21 protein-coding genes are annotated in these 22,505 nt (G+C 70.9%); 16 read left to right on the top strand and 5 right to left on the bottom strand.

Annotated features, from left to right (window positions below):
* Nucleotides 1-14: 14 nt before the first annotated feature.
* The 8 genes from ABEA33_RS03470 to ABEA33_RS03435 are packed head-to-tail and all read left to right on the top strand — an operon-like array spanning nucleotide 15 to nucleotide 10,199.
* On the top strand, nucleotides 15-1,403 hold the full coding sequence (locus ABEA33_RS03470; protein WP_345525181.1) for an AAA family ATPase: 1,389 nt from the start codon (nucleotides 15-17) through the stop codon (nucleotides 1,401-1,403).
* Nucleotides 1,400-2,656: a hypothetical protein gene (locus ABEA33_RS03465; protein WP_345525180.1), complete on the top strand. Its 1,257-nt coding sequence runs from the start codon at nucleotides 1,400-1,402 to the stop codon at nucleotides 2,654-2,656. The genes ABEA33_RS03470 and ABEA33_RS03465 overlap by 4 nt, the downstream gene beginning before the upstream one ends.
* Nucleotides 2,653-3,609, top strand: a complete 957-nt coding sequence (locus tag ABEA33_RS03460; RefSeq protein ID WP_345525179.1) for a glutamate ABC transporter substrate-binding protein — start codon at nucleotides 2,653-2,655, stop codon at nucleotides 3,607-3,609. The genes ABEA33_RS03465 and ABEA33_RS03460 overlap by 4 nt, the downstream gene beginning before the upstream one ends.
* Nucleotides 3,610-3,616: 7 nt before the next feature.
* A complete protein-coding gene (locus tag ABEA33_RS03455; RefSeq protein ID WP_345525178.1) occupies nucleotides 3,617-4,729 on the top strand; it encodes a hypothetical protein in 1,113 nt (370 codons plus the stop codon).
* The gene (locus ABEA33_RS03450) at nucleotides 4,726-7,110 is read left to right on the top strand and encodes a tetratricopeptide repeat protein (protein WP_345525177.1); all 2,385 of its coding nucleotides are present in this window, start codon (nucleotides 4,726-4,728) and stop codon (nucleotides 7,108-7,110) included. The genes ABEA33_RS03455 and ABEA33_RS03450 overlap by 4 nt, the downstream gene beginning before the upstream one ends.
* On the top strand, nucleotides 7,107-8,243 hold the full coding sequence (locus ABEA33_RS03445; RefSeq protein WP_345525176.1) for a PP2C family protein-serine/threonine phosphatase: 1,137 nt from the start codon (nucleotides 7,107-7,109) through the stop codon (nucleotides 8,241-8,243). Before ABEA33_RS03450 ends, ABEA33_RS03445 begins: the two co-directional genes overlap by 4 nt.
* On the top strand, nucleotides 8,236-9,513 hold the full coding sequence (locus tag ABEA33_RS03440; protein ID WP_345525175.1) for a vWA domain-containing protein: 1,278 nt from the start codon (nucleotides 8,236-8,238) through the stop codon (nucleotides 9,511-9,513). Before ABEA33_RS03445 ends, ABEA33_RS03440 begins: the two co-directional genes overlap by 8 nt.
* Nucleotides 9,510-10,199 (top strand): FHA domain-containing protein, encoded by a 690-nt coding sequence (locus ABEA33_RS03435; RefSeq protein WP_345525174.1) that lies wholly within the window; start codon nucleotides 9,510-9,512, stop codon nucleotides 10,197-10,199. The genes ABEA33_RS03440 and ABEA33_RS03435 overlap by 4 nt, the downstream gene beginning before the upstream one ends.
* 107 nt (nucleotides 10,200-10,306) lie before the next feature.
* Here ABEA33_RS03435 and ABEA33_RS03430 read toward each other — a convergent pair whose 3' ends face one another.
* Nucleotides 10,307-10,873, bottom strand: coding sequence for an O-methyltransferase (locus ABEA33_RS03430; protein WP_345525173.1), 567 nt, complete (start codon nucleotides 10,871-10,873; stop codon nucleotides 10,307-10,309).
* A gap of 402 nt (nucleotides 10,874-11,275) precedes the next feature.
* Between ABEA33_RS03430 and ABEA33_RS03425 the strand changes: the two genes are divergently transcribed.
* The 8 genes from ABEA33_RS03425 to yidC all read left to right on the top strand — a co-directional run bounded on the left by ABEA33_RS03425 (nucleotide 11,276) and on the right by yidC (nucleotide 18,222).
* Entirely contained in the window at nucleotides 11,276-11,413 is a 138-nt protein-coding gene (locus ABEA33_RS03425) for a hypothetical protein (RefSeq protein WP_156390915.1), read from the top strand.
* 11 nt (nucleotides 11,414-11,424) lie between these two features.
* A complete protein-coding gene (locus ABEA33_RS03420; RefSeq protein WP_345525172.1) occupies nucleotides 11,425-12,507 on the top strand; it encodes a 3-isopropylmalate dehydrogenase in 1,083 nt (360 codons plus the stop codon).
* A gap of 156 nt (nucleotides 12,508-12,663) precedes the next feature.
* A complete protein-coding gene (locus ABEA33_RS03415; protein WP_345525171.1) occupies nucleotides 12,664-13,740 on the top strand; it encodes a branched-chain amino acid aminotransferase in 1,077 nt (358 codons plus the stop codon).
* A gap of 129 nt (nucleotides 13,741-13,869) precedes the next feature.
* A complete protein-coding gene (locus tag ABEA33_RS03410) occupies nucleotides 13,870-14,904 on the top strand; it encodes an iron-siderophore ABC transporter substrate-binding protein (protein WP_345525170.1) in 1,035 nt (344 codons plus the stop codon).
* 35 nt (nucleotides 14,905-14,939) lie between these two features.
* Nucleotides 14,940-15,998: an ABC transporter substrate-binding protein gene (locus tag ABEA33_RS03405; RefSeq protein ID WP_345525169.1), complete on the top strand. Its 1,059-nt coding sequence runs from the start codon at nucleotides 14,940-14,942 to the stop codon at nucleotides 15,996-15,998.
* A 128-nt stretch (nucleotides 15,999-16,126) separates the two neighbouring features.
* The gene (locus ABEA33_RS03400; protein WP_345525168.1) at nucleotides 16,127-17,038 is read left to right on the top strand and encodes an MBL fold metallo-hydrolase; all 912 of its coding nucleotides are present in this window, start codon (nucleotides 16,127-16,129) and stop codon (nucleotides 17,036-17,038) included.
* A gap of 26 nt (nucleotides 17,039-17,064) precedes the next feature.
* On the top strand, nucleotides 17,065-17,376 hold the full coding sequence (locus tag ABEA33_RS03395; RefSeq protein WP_345525167.1) for a hypothetical protein: 312 nt from the start codon (nucleotides 17,065-17,067) through the stop codon (nucleotides 17,374-17,376).
* Nucleotides 17,377-17,433: 57 nt separating this feature from the next.
* Nucleotides 17,434-18,222 (top strand): membrane protein insertase YidC, encoded by a 789-nt coding sequence (gene yidC / locus ABEA33_RS03390; protein WP_345525166.1) that lies wholly within the window; start codon nucleotides 17,434-17,436, stop codon nucleotides 18,220-18,222.
* 214 nt (nucleotides 18,223-18,436) lie between these two features.
* Here the strand turns inward: yidC and ABEA33_RS03385 are convergent, their stop codons facing one another.
* Genes ABEA33_RS03385 through ABEA33_RS03370 form a run of 4 tightly spaced genes read right to left on the bottom strand, consistent with a single transcriptional unit; the run spans nucleotide 18,437 to nucleotide 22,437 of the window.
* Nucleotides 18,437-19,453, bottom strand: coding sequence for an ABC transporter substrate-binding protein (locus ABEA33_RS03385; protein WP_345525165.1), 1,017 nt, complete (start codon nucleotides 19,451-19,453; stop codon nucleotides 18,437-18,439).
* Nucleotides 19,437-20,288 carry an ABC transporter ATP-binding protein gene (locus ABEA33_RS03380; protein WP_345525164.1) on the bottom strand — a complete coding sequence of 284 codons (852 nt, stop codon included), beginning with the start codon at nucleotides 20,286-20,288 and terminating at the stop codon, nucleotides 19,437-19,439. The genes ABEA33_RS03385 and ABEA33_RS03380 overlap by 17 nt, the downstream gene beginning before the upstream one ends.
* Entirely contained in the window at nucleotides 20,285-21,394 is a 1,110-nt protein-coding gene (locus tag ABEA33_RS03375) for a FecCD family ABC transporter permease (protein WP_345525163.1), read from the bottom strand. The genes ABEA33_RS03380 and ABEA33_RS03375 overlap by 4 nt, the downstream gene beginning before the upstream one ends.
* Complete coding sequence (locus tag ABEA33_RS03370) at nucleotides 21,391-22,437, bottom strand: FecCD family ABC transporter permease (RefSeq protein WP_345525162.1); 1,047 nt, start codon at nucleotides 22,435-22,437, stop codon at nucleotides 21,391-21,393. Before ABEA33_RS03370 ends, ABEA33_RS03375 begins: the two co-directional genes overlap by 4 nt.
* Nucleotides 22,438-22,505 lie beyond the last annotated feature (68 nt).

Below are 22,505 nucleotides of genomic sequence, written 5' to 3'. Positions count from 1 at the left end.
AAGCGAGTACGCGCATGAGTGTTTCCCTCGCCGATGCGCTGCGGGCCCTCGAGGCCACCGCGACCGCCGCCGGTGTCGACCCCGGTGAGGCCCGGACCGAGGGCGAACGGCTGGCCGCTACCGTCGCCGAGCCGGCGCGTGGCGCGTACGTCGACTGGTCGGAGCAGACCGGGGGCGGCCGCTCAGCCGAGGACTTCATGAACGCCGCCTCCCGCGGGCGTCGCTACCGCTCTGCACCCACGCCGACCATGAGTGCTCTCGCGCTTGCCCGGTCGGCCCACGCGCCGGCGTACGCCCGGGCTCTCGCCGATGTCGCCGTGGCCGCGAGCACCCTCGGCGAGGCCACCCCGCGCACGGTCGGCAACGCCGCCACGGCGGCGGCCGCGCAGCTGGTCGAGGCGCCGGACGCTCCGGGCGCCCTGTCCCGTCCGACTGACGCTGCTGGCCTGAGCGGGGGGCCGGCGCAGGCTGCTCCGGCGGCGCCGGTCGAGACGCCCGTGGCAGAGACGCGCGAGGTCGAACCCGAGCCGAAGTCGGTCGAGGAGCTGCTCGCCGAGCTCGACGCGCTGGTCGGCCTGACCGAGGTGAAGGCCGAGATCCATCGCCAGGCAGCCGTGCTCCGGGTCGAAGGCCTGCGCGCCGAGGCCGGGCTCAAGGCCCCGACGATCACGCGGCACATGATCTTCAACGGCAACCCGGGCACCGGCAAGACCACGGTCGCCCGACTGGTCGCCGGGATCTACCGGGCGCTCGGCCTGCTCTCCCAGGGCCAGCTGGTCGAGGTCGACCGCTCCGAGCTGGTGGCCGGCTTCCTCGGCCAGACCGCCATGAAGACAGCCGAGGTCGTGAAGTCGGCCGAGGGTGGGGTGCTCTTCATCGACGAGGCCTACTCGCTCTCCGGCGACCAGTACGGCACCGAGGCGATCGACACTCTGGTCAAGGAGATGGAGGACAAGCGCGACGACCTGGTGGTCATCGTCGCCGGCTACCCGCTCCCGATGGCGGTCTTCATCTCTCAGAACCCTGGCCTCGAGAGCCGCTTCCGCACCACCATCGACTTCGCCGACTACACCGACGACGAGCTGGCCTCGATCTTCGAGGTGATGGCCGCCTCCGCCGAGTACGACGTCGACACAGCAGTCGTGGCTCGGCTGCGGGAGATCCTCGGAACCGTGCGTCGGGGGTCGACCTTCGGCAATGCTCGCTACGTGCGCAACATCCTCGAGGCCGCGATCGGCCGCCACGCCTGGCGCCTGCGCGACATCGAGGTCCCGACGGTCGAGCAGCTCCGCACGATCGTGGCCGACGACCTGGACCCGGTGCCCGACCCGGTGCCCGACCCGGTGCCCGAGCCAGTGAGCGAGCCAGTGATCGAGCCACCTGTCGACGAGGAGACGTCATGACCCAGACGCAGGCGCCACCGGCGACGGTGGTGACGCCGCCAGCGAAGACAGCTCGCACCGAGGACGTGCCGAAGCTGCTCAACCGCTGGCAGGTCCTCGCCGTGCTCGCCTGCCTGGTCTTCGCTGCGCTGACCGCAGGCCTCCAGGCTCTGGCCTGGCACGCCAACCGCGCGGCCGCCGACAACACCGAGCAGCTGGTCCGCGTGCAGAACATCCAGTCCACGCTCTTCCGCGCCGACGCCCTCGCCACGACCGCGTTCCTCACCGGTGGCCTCGAGCCGCCGGAGCAGCGGGCGGCGTACGACGACGCCATCGAGACCGTCACCCGCCAGATCACCGAGGCCGCCGAGGCCCAGCCGGCCGACCGCGAGGCGCTCGCCGACCTGAGCGCTGCCGTCACGGACTACAACGCCACGATCGCGCAGGCCCGGGCCAACAACCGCCAGGGCTTCCCGGTCGGCGCCGAGTACCTCCGCACCGCATCGACCGGGCTCCGCGACACCAGCGTCGAGGGCTCCGCGATCCCGATCGCAAAGGCTCTGGTCGCGGCCAACGCCGAGCGGGCCGAGGACGAGCTCGGCGCCCAGCACCCCTTCCTGATCCTGCTGCCCGGGCTGGCCGCGCTGGGTCTGCTCTTCTGGGTCAACCGCAAGCTGGCCCAACGGTTCCGGCGGCGGATCAACCTCGGCGTCGCGGCCGCAGCCCTGACCGTCGCGGCCCTGACGGTCGTCGCGGTCGTGGTCGCCGCGGTCCAGGCAGGCAACAACAACGACCTCGAAGCAGGCAGCTACCGCGCGTCGTACCGCGAGTCGACGGCACGGACCGCAGCCAACGACGCCAAGGCCAACGAGAGTCTCCGCCTCATCTCCCGTGGGTCCGGCCAGGTCTACGAGGACAGATGGGATGCGGCATCGGAGGTCGTGCTGACCAACGCCTCCAACGAGACCGTCCCACTGTGGCAGGACTACGTCACCGTCCATGAGCAGATCGTCGCGCTCGACGAGGGCGGACGGTACGACGCCGCCGTGCGGCTCTCGACCACCACCGACGCCGAGGGGTCGACCGCCAGGCTGGACGCGTTCGACACCCGGTCGCAGGAGATCATCACCGCTTCCGGCGCCGAGACGACCGACGCGCTGCGCAGCGGCAACACCGGCATCCTGGTCCTGGCGATCGTCACCCTGCTGCTCGGCATCGCCGCCGCGGGGATGGCCGTCTGGGGCATCGGGCTGCGACGGAGGGAGTACGCATGATCAGGATTCGTGCCCTCGTGGCGGTCGCCGCGGTTGCCGTCGTGGCGGGGTGCGGCTACTCGGCCACGCCGGTCCCTCAGGCAGTCACGCCGGAGCCGGCGGCGCCGGCCACCACCGCGCCGTGCACCGACACCGGCAACCCCACCCGCTCGTACGCGCCGGCGGCCGGCGGCCTGCCGTCACCTGGCAACCTCCCGTCCGGGTCGACGATGGCGGCGATCCGCGACCGCGGCCACCTGATCGCCGGCGTGTCCGGCGACAGCTACCTGCTGGCGTCCCGCAACCCGTTCAGCGGGGTGGTCGAGGGCTTCGACATCGACATGGTCAACCAGGTCGCTGCCGCGATCTTCGGCACCGCGAAGGGCCACGTGCAGCTGCGCGTCATCTCGGCGGCAGACCGGATCCCGCTGCTGCAGTCCGGCGACGTCGACATCGTCGCGCGCAACATGACGATCAACTGCGCTCGCTGGGACCAGATCGCGTTCTCGGCCGAGTACTTCCACTCCGGCCAGAAGATCCTGGTGCAGAAGGGGTCGGGCATCACCCAGGTCGCCGGCCTCTCCGGCAAGCGCGCGTGCGCCCCGGCCGGCACCACCAGCCTCGACCAGATCCAGGAGCTGGCGCCCGATGCGATCCCGGTGACGGCGACCAACCACACCGGCTGCCTGCTGAAGTTCCAGAACGGCGAGACCGACGCCATCACCGGCGACGACACCGTGCTCGCGGGTCTCGCCGCCCAGGACCCGTACGCCGAGGTGGTGACAGGGGAGGCGCTCACCGACGAGCCCTACGGGATCGGCGTGAACCGCGACCAGGTCGACCTCGTGCGGTTCATCAACGGCGTCCTGGAGCGGATGCGCGCGGACGGCTCGTGGCAGGCGTCGTACGCGAGGTGGTTCAAGCCCTCGCTCAAGGTGGACGCGACGCAGCCGACCCCGGTCTACGGCCGATGAGCCGCCGATGAACGCCGCTCCCGCACCACCCGGTGCGATGGGGACCGCGCCCGAGCCGGCCGTGCTCCAGGACTACCTGGGCGCCCTCGACGACTGGGTGCGCGCACGGCGCGCCGAGCTCGACGAGCTCGACAGCGCCGCCCTCGCAGCGCAGCGCGGCGCGGACGTGGCCTCCGACATGATGCTGTCGCTCGCGCTGTGGAAGGCGGTCTCCGACCGCTGGCAGCTGATGTGGGCGACCTGGGACGGCGGACGGGTGGGTGTCACCGAGCGGACCAAGATCACCACCCTGATCTGGGGGCGGCTCGACGGCACCCTGGACACCCAGGACGCGCTGGCCGTGTCGCTCCCCGAGGCGTGCCGACTGTCCGACGCGCTGGCCGGACAGCTGCGGACCACGCTGTCGCTGATGCCGGGCGCCGACGCGGCCGCCGCTCGGATCAAGGACCTGCGCGCCCAGCTCGAACGCGTCCGCGACCAGGTGGGCCTCGAGCCCGCGATCTCGCGGGACGCTGCCGTCGAGCGGCTGGCCACCCTGCTCCAACGGCTGGCCGACGTGACCGACCGGGCCCAGCGCGGTGCCGACGTGGGTGGCCTCCTCGCGCCCCTGGAGAGCGACGCCTCGACCTTCGAGCGGGACCTGATCGTCGGCAACGCGCAGCGGCGCGACGCCCGGGACCAGCTCGTGTCGGCTCGCGAGCTGCGCGCCGACCTGCTGGCGCGTGCCGAGGCGCTGCGACTGCTTGCTGCGACCTGCGTCCGCACCGTCGACCCGTCACCGCGCTACGCCGTACCCGACGTCGAGGCCCTCGGCCCGATCCCGAACACGCCCGAGAAGCTCGGCCCGTACCTCCAGCGGCTCGACCGGGTCTCGCAGGCGCTCACCCTCGCGCAGCAGAAGTACGCCGACGCGCTCGCCGAGCGCACCCAGCTCCTGGACCTGCTCGAGGCGTACGTCGCCAAGGCCCGCGCCCTGGGAGTCGCAGATCGCCCGGACCTCGCCGACAGCGAGCTCCGGGCCCGCGACGTCCTGGCCCGCGAGCCCGCTCCGATGGCCGTCTGCCGCCAGCTCGTCGGCACCTACCAGACCTGGGTCGACCACTCGAAGGAGTCCGCATGAAGTGCACCCAGCCCGGCTGCAGTGGCACGATCGCCGACGGCTACTGCGACGTGTGCGGGATGGCCGCCCAGCCTGGTGCCGCCCAGCCTGGTGCGGCCCAGCCCGGTGCTGCGGCTCCGGCAGCAACGGCCGCGCCGGCGAGCACCGCAGACGGCACGAAGTGCACCCAGCCCGGCTGCACCGGCTCGATCCTGGACGGCTACTGCGACGTCTGCGGCTCGCCCGCCGTCAGCGTGGCGCACGAGGCCCAGCCCCTGTCGGGTGGTGACGCCTCGGTCGCCACCTCGGCCAGCAAGGTGCAGTCCGCCGCGATCGGCTCCCGGCTGGCGCAGTCGTCCGGCACGACGTCCACCCGGCGTACGCGATCGGGGTCCCAGCGCGTGCGCGCCGCCCGGCTCGGCGCCGGGCTGACCGTCGTACCTCCCGCTCCCGCGGTCGACGCGAGCAAGGCGATCAACCCCAACCCGCAGGTGCCGGAGGACAAGCGCACCTGCTCCAAGTGCGGCAACGCGATCGGCCGCAGCATCGACGGCAAGCCGGGCCGCACGGAGGGCTTCTGTCCCCAGTGCGGGCAGGAGTTCTCGTTCACGCCCAAGCTGCAGCCCGGCGACGTCGTGGGCGGTCAGTACGAGGTGGTCGGCGCGATCGCCCACGGTGGCCTCGGCTGGATCTACCTCGCCAAGGACCGCAACGTCTCCAACCGCTGGGTCGTGCTCAAGGGCCTGCTCAACTCCGGCGACCCCGACGCGCTCGCCGCGGCGATCGCCGAGCAGCAGTTCCTCGCCCAGGTCGAGCACCCGCTGATCGTCGAGATCTACAACTTCGTGACCCACGAGGGCGCGGGCTACATCGTCATGGAGTACGTCGGCGGCAAGTCGCTCAAGCAGATCCTCAAGCAGCGGATGAGCGCCAACAACGGGGCGTACGACGCCCTCCCGGTCGACCAGGCGCTCGCCTTCATCCTCGAGGTGCTGCCCGCGTTCCAGTACCTGCACGACCTCGGCCTCGTCTACTGCGACTTCAAGCCCGACAACCTGATCCAGGTCGGCGACGCGGTCAAGCTGATCGACCTCGGCGGCGTACGCCGCATCGACGACCAGGACTCCGCGATCTACGGCACGGTGGGATACCAGGCGCCCGAGGTCGCCGAGATCGGGCCGAGCGTCGCCAGCGACATCTACACGATCGGCCGGACGCTGGTGGTGCTCTGCATGGAGTTCCGCGGCTACCAGGGGACCTACCTCCAAACGCTTCCGCCGCCGGAGTCAACGCCGCTCTTCACCCAGCACGACTCGCTCTACCACCTGATCGCGAAGTGCTGCGCCGCCGACCCGGCCGACCGGTTCGCCTCGGCCGACGAGCTGCGCGGCCAGCTGCTCGGCGTGCTCAGGGAGGTCGTGGCGGCGCGCACCGCCGGCACCGCGCTCACCTCGGCCGCGTCGGTGCTCTTCGAGGCGCCTGCAGCCTCGGTGTCCGTCCTCTCGTGGTCCGAGCTGCCCGCGCTGCGTCCCGACACCACCGACGACCAGCACGCCTGGCTGTCCAGCGTCGGCAGCGAGGACCCCGCGCAGCGGTTGAAGGACCTCGCGGGCGCCCCCGAGGTGACGGCCGAGGTGCTGCTCGCCCGCGCCCAGGCAGCACTCGAGATGGTCGACTCCGCCCGGGCCCACGCGTTCGCCGACGAGCTGCTCGCCCAGGACCCCTGGGACTGGCGCGCGCTGTGGATCGACGGGCTCGCGGCGATGCAGGAGCAGGACTGGGGTGCCGCGCAGTCGGCGTTCAACGCCGTCTACCAGCAGGTGCCCGGCGAGCTCGCGCCCAAGCTCGCGCTGGCGATCGCCTGCGAGAAGGGCGGCCTGCCCGACGTCGCCGAGGGGCTCTACATCACCTGCGCGGCGACCGATGCGACGTACGTCGCGCCGTCGGCCTTCGGCCTCGCCCGGGTCCGTGCCGACCGCCAGGACACCGCGGGCGCGGTCGCCGCGCTCGACAAGGTGCCGTCGACCAGCCGGGGCTACCCGGAGAGCCGCCAGCTGCGTGCCGAGGTGCTCCTCGCCGGCGGCGGCAGCGACCTCGCCGTGCTCGACCAGGCGATGCGCAGCATCGAGTCGGTGTCGATGGACCCGATCGCGCACCAGCGCTACACGGTCAGGATCCTGACGCAGGCACTCGACGTGGTGACGGCCGGCAACGCCGCTGCCCTGGGTGCCGCGTCCAGTCGACCCGCACCTACGGTGGGCAGTCACTCGGCGACGGAGGGCGGGCTGCGCGAGGGGCTCGAGAAGGCCTACCGCGCTCTCGCCCGGGACGCCCCGCTCCGCGAGGACCGGGTCGAGCTCGTCAACAAGGCCAACGAAGTGCGGAGCTGGACACTGACATGACCGACACCACCTGCCCGTCCTGCGGCGCCGTCGCCGCAGCGGGCTCGAAGTTCTGCGAGAGCTGCGGAGTCTCGCTCGGCGGCGAGTCACCTGCTGCGCCGGTCGCCACGCCCGCGCTCGATGACCTCAGCCCGATCAGCGCCCCGACCCGCCGCAAGGCGACCGACCCCGTGGTCGACACCGGCCCTCGGCCCTGCCTGGTCTGCCAGGGCGTGGTCGGTCCCGACGGCTACTGCGAGACGTGTGGTGCCAAGGCCCCGACGGAGCGCGACCACTTCCGCGAGACCCCGGCCTCCTGGGTCGCCGGTGTCTGCGACCGCGGCATCGTCCACCACCGCAACGAGGACGCGATGGCGCTGCTCGCCTCCGAGACCCCGGGAGAGCGGGCGGTCCTGGTCGTCCTCGACGGGGTCTCGAACTCCATCGACTCCGACGTCGCGTCGCTGGCCGGCGCCCAGGCCGCGCGTGAGGCCCTGCGCACGCCGTTCCCGCACGGGATGGGTACGCCGGCAAGCCGTGCGAGCGCGATCACCCAGGCCTTCGTGACCGCGGCCGCGGCAGCCAACGCCGCGGTGGTGTCGGTGACCGACCCGGCGTCGACCAACCCCGCGTCGGCCACCTTCGCGGTCGTCGTCGTGGAGGGCGACCTGCTCGCCCACGCCAACATCGGCGACTCGCGTGTCTACTGGCTGCCCGACGGCGGCCCCGCCGTACAGCTCACGGTCGACGACTCGGCTGCGCAGCAGCAGATGGACGCCGGCGTACCCCGAGCCGTCGCCGAGACCTCACCCCAGGCACATGCGATCACCAAGTGGCTGGGGCGCGACGCACCCGACATCACGCCACGCACCGGCCAGCTCGAGATCACCGGTCCGGGCTGGGTCCTGGCGTGCTCCGACGGCCTGTGGAACTACGCGTCCGAGCCCGAGGCGCTCGCCGCCCAGATCGCCGCGGCGGGCACCGTCGAACCGCTCGAGCTCGCGCTCGCCCTGACGGCCTTCGCCAACGCCCAGGGCGGCCGCGACAACATCACCGCGGCGTTGGCGCGCGTGGAGCCCGCCGCCATTGCGCAGGATTCGGGGCAGAATGCCAGCGAACCCGCGCTCGACCACCAGGAGGAGTCCGATGGCTGAGTTCACCGCCAGCGTCTACCAGAACGAGTTCCTCCCGGACGGAGGCACCGACGTCAACGCGATCGTCACCGTGACCTGCTCCGGGGCCGGCACCGCCGGCCAGACAGGCGGGGGAGCGGCCGGCGAGATCATCATCGTCGACACCTCCGGCTCGATGGGCCCCGAGACCATGCAGGCCGCCCGATCTGCCGCCCAGGCGGCGCTGGCGGAGATCGTGGACGGCACCTGGTTCGCGGTCATCTCCGGCTCCGACCACGCCGAGCTCGCCTACCCGAAGGTGTCGTCGGGACCCGGCATGGTCCGGATGGACTCGGCGTCGCGCGAGGAGGCAAGTGCCGCGATCGGCCGCTTCAGCGGTGCCGGGGGTACGGCGATCAGCACCTGGCTCGACCTCGCCGGCACCATCTTCGCGTCGGTGCCCGAGGTGACCCAGCGGCACGCGATCCTGCTGACCGACGGGGAGAACCGGGAGCGGCCCGGAGCTCTCGACACGGCCATCACCCGGGCCACCGGCTACTTCCAGTGCGACTGCCGCGGCGCTGGCACCGACTGGGTGGTCGAAGAGGTCCGCCGGATCTCCCAGGCCCTGCTCGGCACCGTCGACATCATCCCGGAGCCGGCCCAGATGCAGGCTCAGTTCCAGGAGATGATGCGCACCTCCATGTCGCGCGGCGTCGCGGACGCCCAGCTGCGGGTCTGGACCCCACAGGGTGCCCAGATCCTCTTCGTGCGGCAGGTCTCGCCCTCGGTCGAGGACCTGACCGACCGACGCGTCGAGGTCAACCCCCTGACCGGCGGCTACCCCACCGGCGCCTGGGCCGACGAGTCCCGTGACTACCACGTGGGCGTCCGGGTCGCCGCCAAGGCGATCGGCCAGGAGCAGCTCGCTGCCCGGGTGCAGCTCGCGATCGGGGCCGACGTGGTGACCCAGGGGCTGGTCAAGGCGACCTGGTCGGGCGACTCCGGGCTCACCGCCCGGATCGACCAGCAGGTCGCGCACTACACCGGCCAGACCGAGCTCGCCGCGATGATCCAGGAGGGGCTGGCGGCCAAGGCCGCCGGCGACGAGGCGACCGCCACGACCAAGCTCGGCCGCGCCGTACAGCTCGCTGCCGAGACGGGCAACGACGAGGCGACGTCCAAGCTGCGCAAGGTGGTCGACATCGACGACGAGAAGGAGGGCACCGTCCGGCTCAAGGCAGCGGTGGCCAAGGCCGACGAGATGGCCCTCGACACCGCCTCGACCAAGACCACCCGGATCAAGAAGTGAGCACCTGTCCCGCCGGGCACGAGACGACGGCGACCGACTACTGCGACGTCTGCGGCATCGCGATGGGTGCCGCGGCGGCTCGGGCACCCGAGGCGCCGGCCGCCGGGGCTGACACCGGGACCTGCCCGAACTGCTCGGCGGCCAACCCCGCCAACGCGCTCTTCTGCGAAGCCTGCGGCTACGACTTCACCACCGGCTCGATGCCCCGGCCCGTGCCGGCGCCGACGGTCCCTGTCCCGGCGCCGACCCTGCCCGACGCCGGGGTCAACCCGTCGCCGGCGCTCGCGGACCGATGGGTCGCCGAGATCTGGATCGACCCCGACTGGTACGTCGACCAGAAGTCCACCGACCCGCTCCCGTCGCCGGGTCTGCCCCTTGTCGTGCCGCTCAAGAACACCTCGGTGCTGATCGGCCGGGCCTCGCGCAGCCGCAACATCACGCCCGACATCGACCTGTCGTCCGACAACGGCATCAGCCGCCGGCACGCCCAGCTCACGACCGACGGCAGCCGCTGGTGGGTCGAGGACCTCGGATCCTCGAACGGCACCTACGTCGGCGGCAACGTCGGCGCCCTGCCGACCACGCCGGTCCCGCAGGGGCAGAAGCAGGAGATCTCCGCCGACGACCGGATCTACGTCGGCGCCTGGACCCGGATCGTCGTACGCCGGGCCACCGAGGGGGAGTAGCTGAGCCGGTCGTCGGAATCCCCGGTGAACCGGGGATTCCCGCACTTCTCAGGCATTGCAATGCCCGAGAAGTGACAGTTTCCCCGGTGAACCGGGGATTCCTGGGACTACCGCTTGGTGGCGATCACGACCGACGCGTCGGGCGCGACCATCACCTCGACGGCGGTGAACCGGTCGTCGGTCAGCCACTGCTCGCGCAGGGTGTCGACGCGCCCGTAGGTGACCGGCGGCCACATCTCGCACGGTGCGAAGTCGTCGAGCACCACGAGGCCGCCGGGCTCCATGAGCTCGGCGATCGAGTCGACGCTGACCTCGGTGGGCTCGCCGGAGTCGAGGAAGAGCAGCGAGAACGGACCCTCGTCGAGCAGCGTCGACCAGTCCGCCGAGCGCACCTCGACCTGGGGGTCGTCCCTGAAGATGACCGCGGCGGCGTCCGCGAGCTTCGCGTCCAGCTCGGCACTGAGGATCCGCGCGTCGCCGCGTACGCCGGACCGCAGCCACGCCGTACCGACACCGCAGCCGGTGCCGAACTCGGCCATCGTCCCGGTGCGAGTCGCAGCCAGGGTGGCGAGCAGGCGGCCCGTCTCGTTGCGGCAGAACGACGCGTAGCCGGCCTTGCGGGAGACGTCGAACGCACGCTGGACGATCTCGGGGAGGTCGGGAGGAGCGCTCATGCTTCGAGTCTTTCATTGCGGGACGGATGTCTCGAATGGCGAACACTCTGCGAAATGGGCTGACCGGGACGAGGAGGTCGACGTACGGTGGGTGCACCATGCGGAGCGTCTTCGTACTTATCGACTGCCGCGGCGGGGCCTGAGAGAGGCCACCTCGCCGCGGTGTTCGGCGTTGACGGCTTCTCGACTCATCTGAATCGAAGACGCCTCCGCCGGCGTGATCCGCCTCAGTAGCGCGTGATCCGCAACTCTGCTGGTTCTCTTCCTCCCGTGTGATCCACGGGTCCGGACAGGTCATTCCGTCCGGAGAGTCTTCGTTTCAGGTGTGTCGAGCCGAATGGAACACCACGACACATCCACTGAAACCGCCCCTCACGGGCGACACACAGGAAGCGAACTGCCATGTACGACATGTACCCCGAGTGGGGACCGGCCCAGCACCACCCCGACAACCCGCGCAGTCACGAGAACATCAGCCAGGCGGTCCAAGCCTCGCTCGACCTTCGGGACAACGGCGGCCAGCGCCCCGACGACAACTAATCTCTCGCCTCATGACCACTGACTCGAACCCCACGGCCGACACCGGCACGATCAAGCTCGCCGTCATCCCCGGCGACGGCATCGGGCAGGAGGTGACGGCCGAGGCGCTCAAGGTGCTCGAGGTCGCGTCGCCCGCCGGCGTGAAGTTCGAGCAGACCCGCTACGACCTCGGCGCCGAGCGCTACCTCGCCACCGGCGAGGTGCTGCCCGAGTCCGTGCTCGGCGAGATCCGCGAGCACGACGCCATCCTCCTCGGCGCGGTCGGCGGGAAGCCCAACGACCCGAACCTGCCCCCGGGCATCCTCGAGCGCGGGCTGCTCCTCAAGCTCCGCTTCGAGCTCGACCACTACGTCAACCTGCGGCCGTCCCGGATCTTCCCGGGTGCCGCGTCGCCTCTCAGCAATCCTGGTGAGGTCGACTTCGTGGTGGTCCGCGAGGGCACCGAGGGGCCCTACACCGGCAACGGCGGCTCCCTGCGCGTCGGCACGCCGGCCGAGGTCGCCACCGAGGTCTCGGTCAACACCGCCTTCGGCGTCGAGCGCGTCATCCGCGACGCCTTCGCCCGGGCCCAGCGCCGTCCGCGCAAGAAGCTCACCCTGGTCCACAAGACCAATGTCCTCGTGCATGCCGGCGCCGTCTGGTGGCGGCTCTTCCAGGAGGTCGCCACGGAGTACCCCGAGGTGACGACCGACTACATGCACATCGACGCCGCGACGATCTTCATGACCACGGACCCCGCGCGCTTCGACGTGATCGTCACCGACAACCTCTTCGGCGACATCATCACCGACCTCGCCGCTGCCATCACCGGCGGCATCGGCCTGGCGGCGTCCGGCAACGTCAACCCCGACCGGACGGCCCCCTCCATGTTCGAGCCGGTGCACGGCTCCGCGCCCGACATCGCGGGCCAGCAGAAGGCCGACCCCACCGCCGCCGTCCTCTCCGCGTCCCTGCTGCTCGACCACCTCGGGTACGCCGATGCCGCCGCGGCCATCGAGACCGCGGTGATCGAGGACCTGGCCGCCCGTACGCCGGGCACTGCCCGGCGTACCTCCGAGGTCGGCGACGCCATCGCCGCCCGAGTATCGGGCTGACCGCTGCCCGCGACCCGGCGGGTTTCCCCGGCTGACCGGTGAAACCCGCACGACACGCCGGTGGACCACGGCGTGTCGTGCGGGTTTCGGCTGACAAGCCCGCTGACGGGCCTGGCCCCGGTGCAACTACCAGGAAGGCCTACTAAGTTGTCCCCCATGGAGATCAGCACGTCCCCGTCGACCACGACCGTCGACGACGCCCGCCTCGCGGAGATCCTCGAGAACCCCGGGTTCGGCCAGCACTTCACCGACCACATGTTCACGGTCGAGTGGACGCCCGACGCCGGGTGGCACGGCGGTCGGATCGAGCCCTACGGACCGCTCACCCTCGACCCGGCCACGGCTGTCCTGCACTACGCGCAGGAGACGTTCGAGGGCATGAAGGCCTACCGCCACGACGACGGCTCGATCTGGTCCTTCCGGCCCGAGGAGAACGCCGCCCGGATGGTGCGCTCCAGCCACCGTCTCGCGCTGCCCGTGCTCCCGGTCGAGGACTTCGTCCAGGCCGTCGACGCCCTGGTCGCCGTCGACCAGCGCTGGGTCCCGGACGGGGCGGGGGAGAAGAGCCTCTACCTGCGGCCGTTCATGTTCGCGTCCGAGGCGTTCCTCGGGGTGCGGCCGTCCCAGCACGTCACGTTCATGGTGATCGCCAGTCCCGCGGGCGCCTACTTCAAGGGCGGCGTGAAGCCGATCTCGCTCTGGCTCACGGAGGAGTACACGCGCGCCGGCCGCGGCGGGATGGGCGCGGCCAAGACCGGCGGCAACTACGCCAGCTCGCTGGTCGCCCAGCAGGAGGCCACCCAGCACGGCTGCGACCAGGTCGTCTTCCTCGACGGCCAGGAGGGCAAGTACGTCGAGGAGCTCGGCGGCATGAACATGTACTTCGTGCACGCCGACGGGCACATCGTCACCCCCGAGACCGGCACGATCCTCGAGGGCATCACCCGCGCCAGCATCATCGAGCTCGCCGGCAAGATGGGTCACCAGGTCGAGGAGCGGAAGTTCTCCATCGACGAGTGGCGCGAAGGCGTCGCCAGCGGCGACATCACCGAGGTCTTCGCCTGCGGCACCGCAGCCGTGATCACCCCCGTCGGTGAGCTCAAGTGGGACGGCGGATCGGTCCCCACCCCCGAGGGCGGCGGCGACCTTTGGCGCAAGATCCGGCAGCAGCTCGTCGACGTCCAGTTCGGCCGAGCCGAGGACCCCTTCGGCTGGATGCACCAGATCGTGTAGAGGCCCGTTGGTCGAGCAGTGAAGGCCGACGCTCGTTGGCGCTCGCTGCTCGACCAACGGGTGGACCCCGGTGACGGCGCCGAAGCAACTTCCTCTAAGGTTAGGCTCGCCTAAGAAAGCGAGTCCTTCATGCGTCTGCGTTCTGCCCTGGTCACCGCTGCGTTGGCCCTCCCGTTGCTGCTCGCCGCGTGCGGCTCCGACGGCTCCGAGTCTCCCGCCGCCGGTGATCCGACGACCTCCGGCTCGGCTGAGGGCGGCACGTTCCCGGCGACCGTCGAGCACAAGTTCGGCGAGACGGTCGTGCCCGAGGAGCCGAAGCGCGTCGTCAGCGTCGGCGTGACCGAGCAGGACGTGCTGCTCCAGCTCGGCGTCGTACCCGTCGGCGTCACGGAGTGGTACGGCGAGCAGCCGGACGCCACCTGGCCGTGGGCGCACGACCTGCTCGACGGCGCGCACCCCGAGGTGCTCAAGACCGACGACGGCTTCGAGTTCGAGAAGATCGCGGCGCTGGAGCCCGACCTGATCGTGGGCACAAACGCCGGCATGACGAAGAAGGACTACGAGCTGTTCTCGGCGATCGCGCCGACGATCACCAGCACGGACGGCTCCAACGACTACTTCTCACCCTGGCAGGACCAGGTGCTGCAGATCGCGCGCGGCCTGGGACGCGAGGCCGACGGGCAGCAGCTCATCGACGACCTCGAGGCCGACTACGCAGCGGTCGCCGCCGAGCACCCTGAATGGGCGGACCTGACCGCGACGTTCTCCCAGGGAGCGCCGTACGACGGCATCCTCTACGTCTACCCGCCAGGGCTGAGCACCGACTTCCTGACCGAGCTCGGGTTCACCATGACCACCGGCTTCGAGGACTACGCCCCCCAGGGCTCGCAGGCCGAGATCTCCGCGGAGAACGTCGGCCTGATCGATGCCGACGTCATCGTCTTCGCCACCGAGGACGAGAAGGGGTTCGACAGCCTGCAGAAGTTCGGCACCATCGGCTCGCTTTCGGCCGTCAAGGAGAACCGGTCCGTCTACACCGACGGCACGCTCGCCGGCGCCGTCTACTTCGACACCCCGCTGAGCCGGGCGTACGTGCTCGAGAAGCTGACGCCGATGCTCGAGCAGGCTGCCAACGGCGAGGCGCCGCGCGCCTTCCCGTCCTGACCCGACCCCGCACGATCGAGCAACCAAGGAGCACGATGAACCCCACCCGCCGCCGCTTCCTCGCCGGCCTCTCCGTCCTGGCCGTCGCGCCGGTCCTCGCGGCCTGCGGCAGCGACTCCGCCAGCGACGGGGGCAGCGCGAGCAAGCCGTCCTCGAGCGGTGCGCCCGAAGAGTCGGCGTTCCCGGTCACCATCAAGCACAAGTACGGCGAGACCACGATCGAGAAGGCGCCCGAGCGTGTCGTCTGCATCGGCCTCACCGATCAGGACACGCTGATGGCGCTCGGGATCGTGCCGGTCGGCGTGACCTACTGGTTCGGCGACGAGAAGCTCCAGGGCGTCTATCCCTGGGCGCAGGACTACCTCGGTGACGCCGAGCTGCCCACTGTGCTCAAGGAGACCAACGGCGTCGAGATCGAGAAGGTCGCCGCCCTCGCACCGGACCTGATCATCGGGCAGTACGCCGGCCTCACCGAGCAGGACTACAAGAAGCTCGAGGCGATGGGCGTGCCCGTGGTCGCCCAGAGCGGCGACTACACCGACTACGGCACGCCGTGGGACGAGGCGGCGCTCACCCTCGGCACCGCCATCGGCAAGCCGAAGGCCGCCCAGGAGCTGATCGACTCGGTCAAGAAGCGGATCACCGACGAGGCCGCGAAGCACCCGGAGTTCAAGGGACAGACCGCCGGTGTCGTCACGCCGTACGAGGGCCTCTTCCTCTACGGCCCGGAGGACCCGCGCTCGCGGATGCTCCTCGACCTGGGCTTCGACCTGCACCCGCTGATCACCGATGCCGACGACAGCGAGTTCGGCATCTCGCTCAGCGCCGAGCGCACCTCGGACCTCGACGACATCGGCGTCGCCGTGTGGCTCGACTACGAGGCCGACAAGCAGACGCAGAAGCTCTTCGATGCCACCACGGCGTACGACGAGGGCCGCTGGATCGACATCAACGACAGCAACGGCAGCTACTACGTCGCGCACAGCTTCGTGACGCCGCTGAGCATCCCCTACGTGCTCGACCGCTACGTGCCGCAGCTCGCCGCTGCCGCCGACGGCGACCCGAAGACAGAGCCGCCGGCCGTCAAGGACTGACCCCACCACCTGAACGACACAGGCTTGTCCGCAGTCGTCGCCACAACCTCAGCGGACAACAAGCAGGAGCCCGGCGCTCGTCACGGGGAGCCGGGCTCCTGTCATGCCCGGGCCGGTAGCGTGCGCGCATGCGCCTCAAGCTCGGCCGCCCGGACCTCGGCCAGTACGCCCACCGCTTCGACGTATCGCCCGCCACCGGCCCGCTCGGGGTCACCTTCCTCGGAGTCGCGAGCCTGCTGCTCGATGACGGCGAGACCGCGGTGATGACGGACGGCTTCTTCTCGCGGCCCTCGCTCGCCAAGGTGGCGCTGGGCAAGGTCTCTCCCGACCTCGCGCGCATCGACGCGGTCCTGTCCCGGGCGGGTGTCGACCGGCTGGCCGCGGTGCTGCCGGTGCACACCCACTACGACCACGCGATGGACTCGGCCGTCGTCGCCGACCGCACTGGAGCGGACCTGGTGGGCGGCGAGTCCACGGCGTACGTCGGGCGCGGCCACGGCCTGCCCGCCGAGCGCATCCGGGTCGCCACTCCCGGCGAGCCGATGACGTACGGCAAGTTCACGCTCACGCTGGTCGAGTCGCACCACTGCCCGCCGGACCGGTTCCCGGGCGAGATCACCGATCCCGTCGTACCTCCCGTCAAGGTCGGCGCCTACAAGTGTGGTGAGGCCTGGTCGATCCTGGTCGAGCACACGAGCGGCGCCAACGCGCTGCTGCAGGGGAGTGCGGGGTACGTCGAGGGCTCGCTCGCCGGGCGTCGCGCGGACGTCGCCTATCTCGGCGTCGGTCAGCTCGGAGTCCAGAGCGAGGACTACATCCGGACGTACTGGGCCGAGACGGTCGATACCGTCGGAGCGAAGCGCGTCGTGCTGACCCACTGGGACGACTTCTTCCGCCCGCTCGACCGCGACCTGCGGGCGCTGCCTTACCTCGGGGACGACCTCGACGTCACGATGCGCGTGCTCGACGAGCTCGCCGCCGAGTCGGGAGCGAGCATCCACTTCCCGACCGTGTGGCGGCGCGAGGACCCTTGGGCGTAGGTGGCAGGAAGCCCTACGATCGCCACATGAGCCGGGCACCTGAGGTCGCGCAGCTGCGACGCCCGCTCGCGCTCGTGCTGCTGGTCAGCGGAGTGCTCGCGCTGCTGCTGCCGCCGTTGCTCACGGTCGGAGCCGACTCACTGAGCGGTGCAGTCACGGTGCTGGCGCTGGCCCTCGTCGGCCTTGTCGGACTCGGCGTGCACTGGGTGAGCCTGCGCGCTCGCCTCGCACGGGCAGCGCTCCGCTCCGATGACACGCCGACTCCCGTCCTGTCCGGGCGGGTCACCGACCCGGCCCACCACCCGGTGCGTCCACGTGCTCCTGGACTGGCCGCCTGACGCTCGCCTCGAGCGAGCCACGGTCGCCCATCCCTTCTCTCGTCCAGGAGCCTCGTCATGTCCGTTCTCGACCCGTTGTCCCATGCCCTCACCGGCGTCATCGCTGCGGCGTACGCCGGCATCACCGCTCTCGGAGCCGACCCGGCAGCCGGGTCCACCTGGGTGCTCTGCATCGCGGCCCTGGTCGTCGTCGTCCGCGTGGCGATGCTGCCCCTCGTCATCCACGGAGTCCGGCAGGCCCACGCCGTCGCGCGCGCCCGACCGCAGCTGCAGGCGCTCGCCCAGCGCTACCGGAACCGCAGGGACCCCGACAGCCTGCGTGCCTACAGCCACGAGCGACGCCGCATCTCGGCCGAGCACGATGTGTCACCGCTGGGGTGCTTGCCGGTGCTGGTGCAGGTCCCGATCTGGTTGGCGCTCTACCACCTCGTCGCCGACGTGGCGGCGGGCCTGCCGGTCGGAGCCGTCGACGCCGGACTCGTGGCGTCCTTGGGGACGGCCACCCTGATGGGCGTCCCGCTGGCCGCACGCGGGTACCTCGGCGGTGGGTCGGCACACCTGGTGGTCGTGGCGGGCCTCGCCGCCAGCGCGGCGCTGCTGTCCTACGTCACCCAGCGGTTCCTGGTCGCACCCAACACGATGCTGACCGATCTGCCCGACGCGATGACCAGAGTGCAGCAGCTGATGCCCGCGGCCTCGGCCATCGGCCTGCTCGTGGCCGGCGGCGTGGTGCCGGCGGCGCTGCTCGTCTACTGGGTGTGCAACTCGGTGTGGACCCTCGGCCAGTCGGCGATCGTCTGGCGCTGGTTCCCCACGCCCGGCTCACCCGCCGCGTGTCGCTCGTGACATCAGCTACCGCTTCGCCCTGGTGCCTGCCCCCGGCGACCAGATCCCCTTGGCGACGGACGGAACGTGCCCGAATCGGCAGGCGCCAAGACGTCATACGAATCGATGCCCCTAGGCCACGATTCGTATGACGTCCCGCGCGCCGACTGACGTCCCGCGCGCCGTATGACGTCCCGCGCGCCGACCGACGTCCCGCGCCGACACGCGACCGCAGCTACGAGACGATGTCCTTGTCGGAGGCGAGCCAGCCGGCGAGCTCCTCCATGTACTTCGTCTGCGACGGGTAGTCCATCGACAGCGACTCCCAGTCGTGGATCTGGCCGTCCTTGTACGCCGCGAGCCGCGCGAACGTCGGCTGCTCGCCGAGCTGCTCGATCGAGTAGGAGTTGCGGGTGGCGTTGAGGTAGATGTCGGCCTCGTAGCGGTCGGCGTTCTCCCAGCTGAGGATCTCCCAGTAGTAGTCCTTGCCGCCGATCTCGGTGAAGTTCACCCCGATGTCCTGGTAGTACTTCAGCGCCGGGTCGTCGGGTGCCTTGGCGAGGTAGAGGCCGTCGGCGTCGCCGTACATCGGGACGACCGAGAGGCCGCTCTCCGCGGCCTTCGACAGGTCGTCGGATGCGGCCTGGAAGGCAGCCTTGTCGTCGGCGACCTGGCTGCCCTCGCCGGTGTCGACCCCGAGGGAGGCCACGAGCTTCTCGTTGGTCTCGATGACGTCCTTCATCGAGCCGACCTGGGCCACGGCGACGACCGGAGCGATCTCCTTGATCTTCGCGAGCTGGGTCTTGTCCTTGAAGCCGTACATCTCGTCGGTGGTGTCGCCGGTGTACGACGTCGCGACGATGATGTCGGGCTTGGCGGCCGCCAGCTTCTCGAGGCTGATCTCGCCGTACACCTCGCCGACGACCTCGGTCTCGGAGAGGTCGAGGCCGTCGAACATGGAGTCCTCGGCCGGGTCCATCCAGGTGAAGATCGCGACCGGGGTGACCCCGAAGTTCCACAGCGCGGCCGCGGCATCGCCGTACGCCGCGATCCGGGTCGGGGTCTTGTCGAGCTCGACGGTCTCGCCGAGGTCGTCGGTGTAGGACCACGGGCCGTCGCTGGGCGTGGCACTTCCGGTGGCGGCCGGGGCGTCGCCGCCGTCGCTGCCGCACGCGGCGAGGACGACGGCGGTCGCCAGGGCGACGCCTCCGGCGAGCAGCCGGCGACGGGTCGTGTCAGGAGTTCGGCGCATCGGCCAGCTCTTTCTTGTCGGCATCGGGGGACAGCTCGACCGAGTCGGCTGAGGAGGTGGGGACGATGATCGGCAGGCCGGTGCGGGGATCCGTCAGCACGTCGGCGTCGAGACCGAAGGTCTCGGCGAGCATTGCGGGGGTGAAGACCTCGGTCGGGTTGCCCTGGGTGACCAGGACGCCGTCCTTCATCACGGCGATGGTGTCGCTGTAGCGGGCCGCGAGGTTGAGGTCGTGGAGCACCATGACGACGGTGCGGCCGCGTTCACGGTTGAGTCGGGTCACCAGGTCGAGGACCTCCACCTGGTGCGCCAGGTCGAGGTACGTCGTCGGCTCGTCGAGCAGCAGCAGGTCGGTGTCCTGAGCCAGGGTCATCGCGATCCAGGCACGCTGCCGCTGACCGCCGGAGAGCTGGTCGAGCGGCCGGTCGCGCAACCCGGCGGTGTCGGTCATCTCGAGCGCCAGGTCGACGATCCGCTCGTCCTCGGGCGACCACTGGCTGAACCACCGCTGGTGGGGGTGCCGGCCGCGGCCGACCAGGTCGCGCACGAGCAGGCCGTCCGGCGCGATCGGGCTCTGCGGCAGCAGGGCCATGGTGCGCGCGACGTCGCGGGTGTGCAGGTCGTGGATGGACTCACCGTCGAGGAGGACCTGGCCGCTGGTGGGCTTCAGCAACCGCGACATGGTCCGAAGCAGGGTCGACTTGCCGCAGCCGTTGGGTCCGACGATCGTCGTGACCTGGCCGTCGGCGAGGGTGATGGAGAGGTCGCGGACGACGGGGTCGCCGCCGTACCCGATCGTGACGGCCTCGGTGCGCAGTCGTGCGGGAGTTGTCATGCTGAGACCTTTCGGTTTCTGCGGAGCAGCAGCCAGATCAGGTACGGCGCGCCGATGGCCGCGGTCACCAGGCCGGCCGGCAGCGGGAACGGGATGATCACCCGGGTCACGAAGTCGGCCGCGACGACCAGGCAGGCGCCCAGCACCATCGAGGCGAGCATGGGCGGGCGGGAGCCGGCGGTCAGGCGCAGCGCGATCTGGGGGACGACGAAGGCGACGAACTCCAGCGGGCCGACGGCGGACACCGACACGGCGACGAGGCCGACGGCGGCGACCAGGGTCATCAGTTGGGTGAGCTGCAGGCGTACGCCGAGACCGCGTGCGGAGTCGTCACCGAGCTGCAGGGCGTTGAGTGAGCGGGCGAGCAGGATCGAGACCGGCACCAGCACCGCCAGTGTCCAGAGCAGCGGGGTCGCCTGCTCCCAGCCGCGACCGTTGAGCGAGCCGTTGAGCCAGACCGTCGCGCTGGCGGCGTCCATGATCCGAGCCTTGACCAGCAGCCACGAGGTACCGGCCGCCAGCGCGTAGCTCAGCCCGATGCCGATCAGGACCAGCCTCTGGCCGTCGATGCCGCGGCGCCACGACAGGAGGTAGAGCAGCGTCGCGGTGAGCAGCGCTCCGGCGAACGCGGCCATCGGGAGCCCGACGGTCTGCAGGGTGCCGGCGACCAGGCCGCCGCCGTACCCCGAGCCTCCGGCGAGCACGATCACGGCGACGGCGCCGAGAGCCGCACCTTGGCTCACGCCGAGGATGTCGGGGCTGGCGAGCGGGTTGCGGGCGAAGGTCTGGGTGAGCGCCCCGGCGAGGCCGAGGGCGCAGCCGACCAGGATCGCCACCAGAGTCTGCGGCAGGCGCAGCTCCATCACGATGAACCGCTGACCGGCGTCACCGCCGCCGAGCAGCGTTCGGACCACGTCGCTGACCGGGACGTCGAAGTCGCCCATCGACAGGTCGAGTGCCACGAGTGCGGCGAGCACGACCAGGCTGCCGACGACCACCAGCCCGGCGCGCATCGGCACCAACCACGACAGCGGGCCGACCCGCAGCGGGGTGCTGAGGGTGGGGGAGAAGCGCGGCTCGCTCTTCTCGCGGGTGAGGGTGTTCATATCCGCACCATCCGGGTGCGCCGGACCAGGTAGATGAAGACGGGGCCGCCGACCAACGCCATCACGATGCCGACCTGCAGCTCTCCGGGGCGTACGACGACGCGCCCGATCACGTCGGCGCCGACCACGAGCAGACCGCCGATGAACCCGGAGTAGGGGATCACCCAGCGGTAGTCGACACCCGCGAAGTGGCGGGCCACGTGGGGCACGACGAGGCCGACGAACCCGATCGGGCCGCAGGCCGCGGTCGCCGCGCCGGTCAGCAGCATCACGCCGAGCACGCCGATGACCTTGTGTCGCATCGGGCTGAGGCCGAGCGAAGAGGCGACGTCATCGCCCAGCTGCAGCAGGTTCAGGGACGAGGCGCTCATCGCGGCCAGGATGAGCCCCACGACGATGAACGGCAGGACGTCCCAGAAGACGTCCATACCGCGGCCCGAGACCGAGCCGACGGCCCAGAACCGGTACTCATCGAGGGCTTTGACGTCGCGGATGATCACCGCCTGCGTCAGTGCCATGAGCAGCGCGCTGACGGCGGTGCCGGCCAGCACCAGCGAGATGGGGTCGGGGCCGCCCCTGGTGGAGCCGATCGCGAACACCGCAGCGGCGGCCAGGCCCGCCCCCACCAGCGAGAACCAGGCATAGCCGGTCAGGTCCTGCACGTCGAAGACGGAGATGCCGATGACGACGGCGAACGCCGCGCCGGCCTCGACGCCGAGCAGACCCGGGTCGGCGAGCGGGTTGCGGGTGTGGCCCTGCATGAGCGCACCCGCGATGCCCAGGGAGATGCCGACGGCGAGCGCCAGCACGGTCCGCGGGATGCGCAGGTCGTGGACGATCGTGGAGGCGTCGGACCCGTCGGGGTGGAAGAGCACGTCGATCACGGTGCCGAGCGAGATGGGCCGGCTGCCGACCGCGAGGCTGACCAGCCCGGCCAGCACGAGGAGCACTGCGAGCACCACCAGGCCGCGCACGGACCCGCGCCGCAGCTGCGGCAGCTGCGCCGGAGTCGAGGCGACCGGTTGTGGCACGGTCGAGGTCATGGCGGGTCCTGGGGTCGAGGCGAGGAGGTAAGGCTTACCTTAGTCGTACTCGTGGCTTGGGTCGAAGG

This window comes from Nocardioides endophyticus (genome assembly GCF_039543845.1).
Taxonomy (GTDB): domain Bacteria; phylum Actinomycetota; class Actinomycetes; order Propionibacteriales; family Nocardioidaceae; genus Nocardioides; species Nocardioides endophyticus.
The sequence above is the reverse complement of the archived record's forward strand: the minus strand, read 5'-3'. Positions and strand labels throughout refer to the sequence as shown.

Coding starts and splice junctions, on each gene's coding strand:
- ABEA33_RS03470 (WP_345525181.1), top strand. CDS start 15: ATGAGTGTTTCCCTCGCCGATGCGCTGCGGGCCCTCGAGGCCACCGCG.
- ABEA33_RS03465 (WP_345525180.1), top strand. CDS start 1,400: ATGACCCAGACGCAGGCGCCACCGGCGACGGTGGTGACGCCGCCAGCG.
- ABEA33_RS03460 (WP_345525179.1), top strand. CDS start 2,653: ATGATCAGGATTCGTGCCCTCGTGGCGGTCGCCGCGGTTGCCGTCGTG.
- ABEA33_RS03455 (WP_345525178.1), top strand. CDS start 3,617: ATGAACGCCGCTCCCGCACCACCCGGTGCGATGGGGACCGCGCCCGAG.
- ABEA33_RS03450 (WP_345525177.1), top strand. CDS start 4,726: ATGAAGTGCACCCAGCCCGGCTGCAGTGGCACGATCGCCGACGGCTAC.
- ABEA33_RS03445 (WP_345525176.1), top strand. CDS start 7,107: ATGACCGACACCACCTGCCCGTCCTGCGGCGCCGTCGCCGCAGCGGGC.
- ABEA33_RS03440 (WP_345525175.1), top strand. CDS start 8,236: ATGGCTGAGTTCACCGCCAGCGTCTACCAGAACGAGTTCCTCCCGGAC.
- ABEA33_RS03430 (WP_345525173.1), bottom strand. CDS start 10,873: ATGAGCGCTCCTCCCGACCTCCCCGAGATCGTCCAGCGTGCGTTCGAC.
- ABEA33_RS03425 (WP_156390915.1), top strand. CDS start 11,276: ATGTACGACATGTACCCCGAGTGGGGACCGGCCCAGCACCACCCCGAC.
- ABEA33_RS03420 (WP_345525172.1), top strand. CDS start 11,425: ATGACCACTGACTCGAACCCCACGGCCGACACCGGCACGATCAAGCTC.
- ABEA33_RS03415 (WP_345525171.1), top strand. CDS start 12,664: ATGGAGATCAGCACGTCCCCGTCGACCACGACCGTCGACGACGCCCGC.
- ABEA33_RS03410 (WP_345525170.1), top strand. CDS start 13,870: ATGCGTCTGCGTTCTGCCCTGGTCACCGCTGCGTTGGCCCTCCCGTTG.
- ABEA33_RS03405 (WP_345525169.1), top strand. CDS start 14,940: ATGAACCCCACCCGCCGCCGCTTCCTCGCCGGCCTCTCCGTCCTGGCC.
- ABEA33_RS03400 (WP_345525168.1), top strand. CDS start 16,127: ATGCGCCTCAAGCTCGGCCGCCCGGACCTCGGCCAGTACGCCCACCGC.
- ABEA33_RS03395 (WP_345525167.1), top strand. CDS start 17,065: ATGAGCCGGGCACCTGAGGTCGCGCAGCTGCGACGCCCGCTCGCGCTC.
- yidC (WP_345525166.1), top strand. CDS start 17,434: ATGTCCGTTCTCGACCCGTTGTCCCATGCCCTCACCGGCGTCATCGCT.
- ABEA33_RS03385 (WP_345525165.1), bottom strand. CDS start 19,453: ATGCGCCGAACTCCTGACACGACCCGTCGCCGGCTGCTCGCCGGAGGC.
- ABEA33_RS03380 (WP_345525164.1), bottom strand. CDS start 20,288: ATGACAACTCCCGCACGACTGCGCACCGAGGCCGTCACGATCGGGTAC.
- ABEA33_RS03375 (WP_345525163.1), bottom strand. CDS start 21,394: ATGAACACCCTCACCCGCGAGAAGAGCGAGCCGCGCTTCTCCCCCACC.
- ABEA33_RS03370 (WP_345525162.1), bottom strand. CDS start 22,437: ATGACCTCGACCGTGCCACAACCGGTCGCCTCGACTCCGGCGCAGCTG.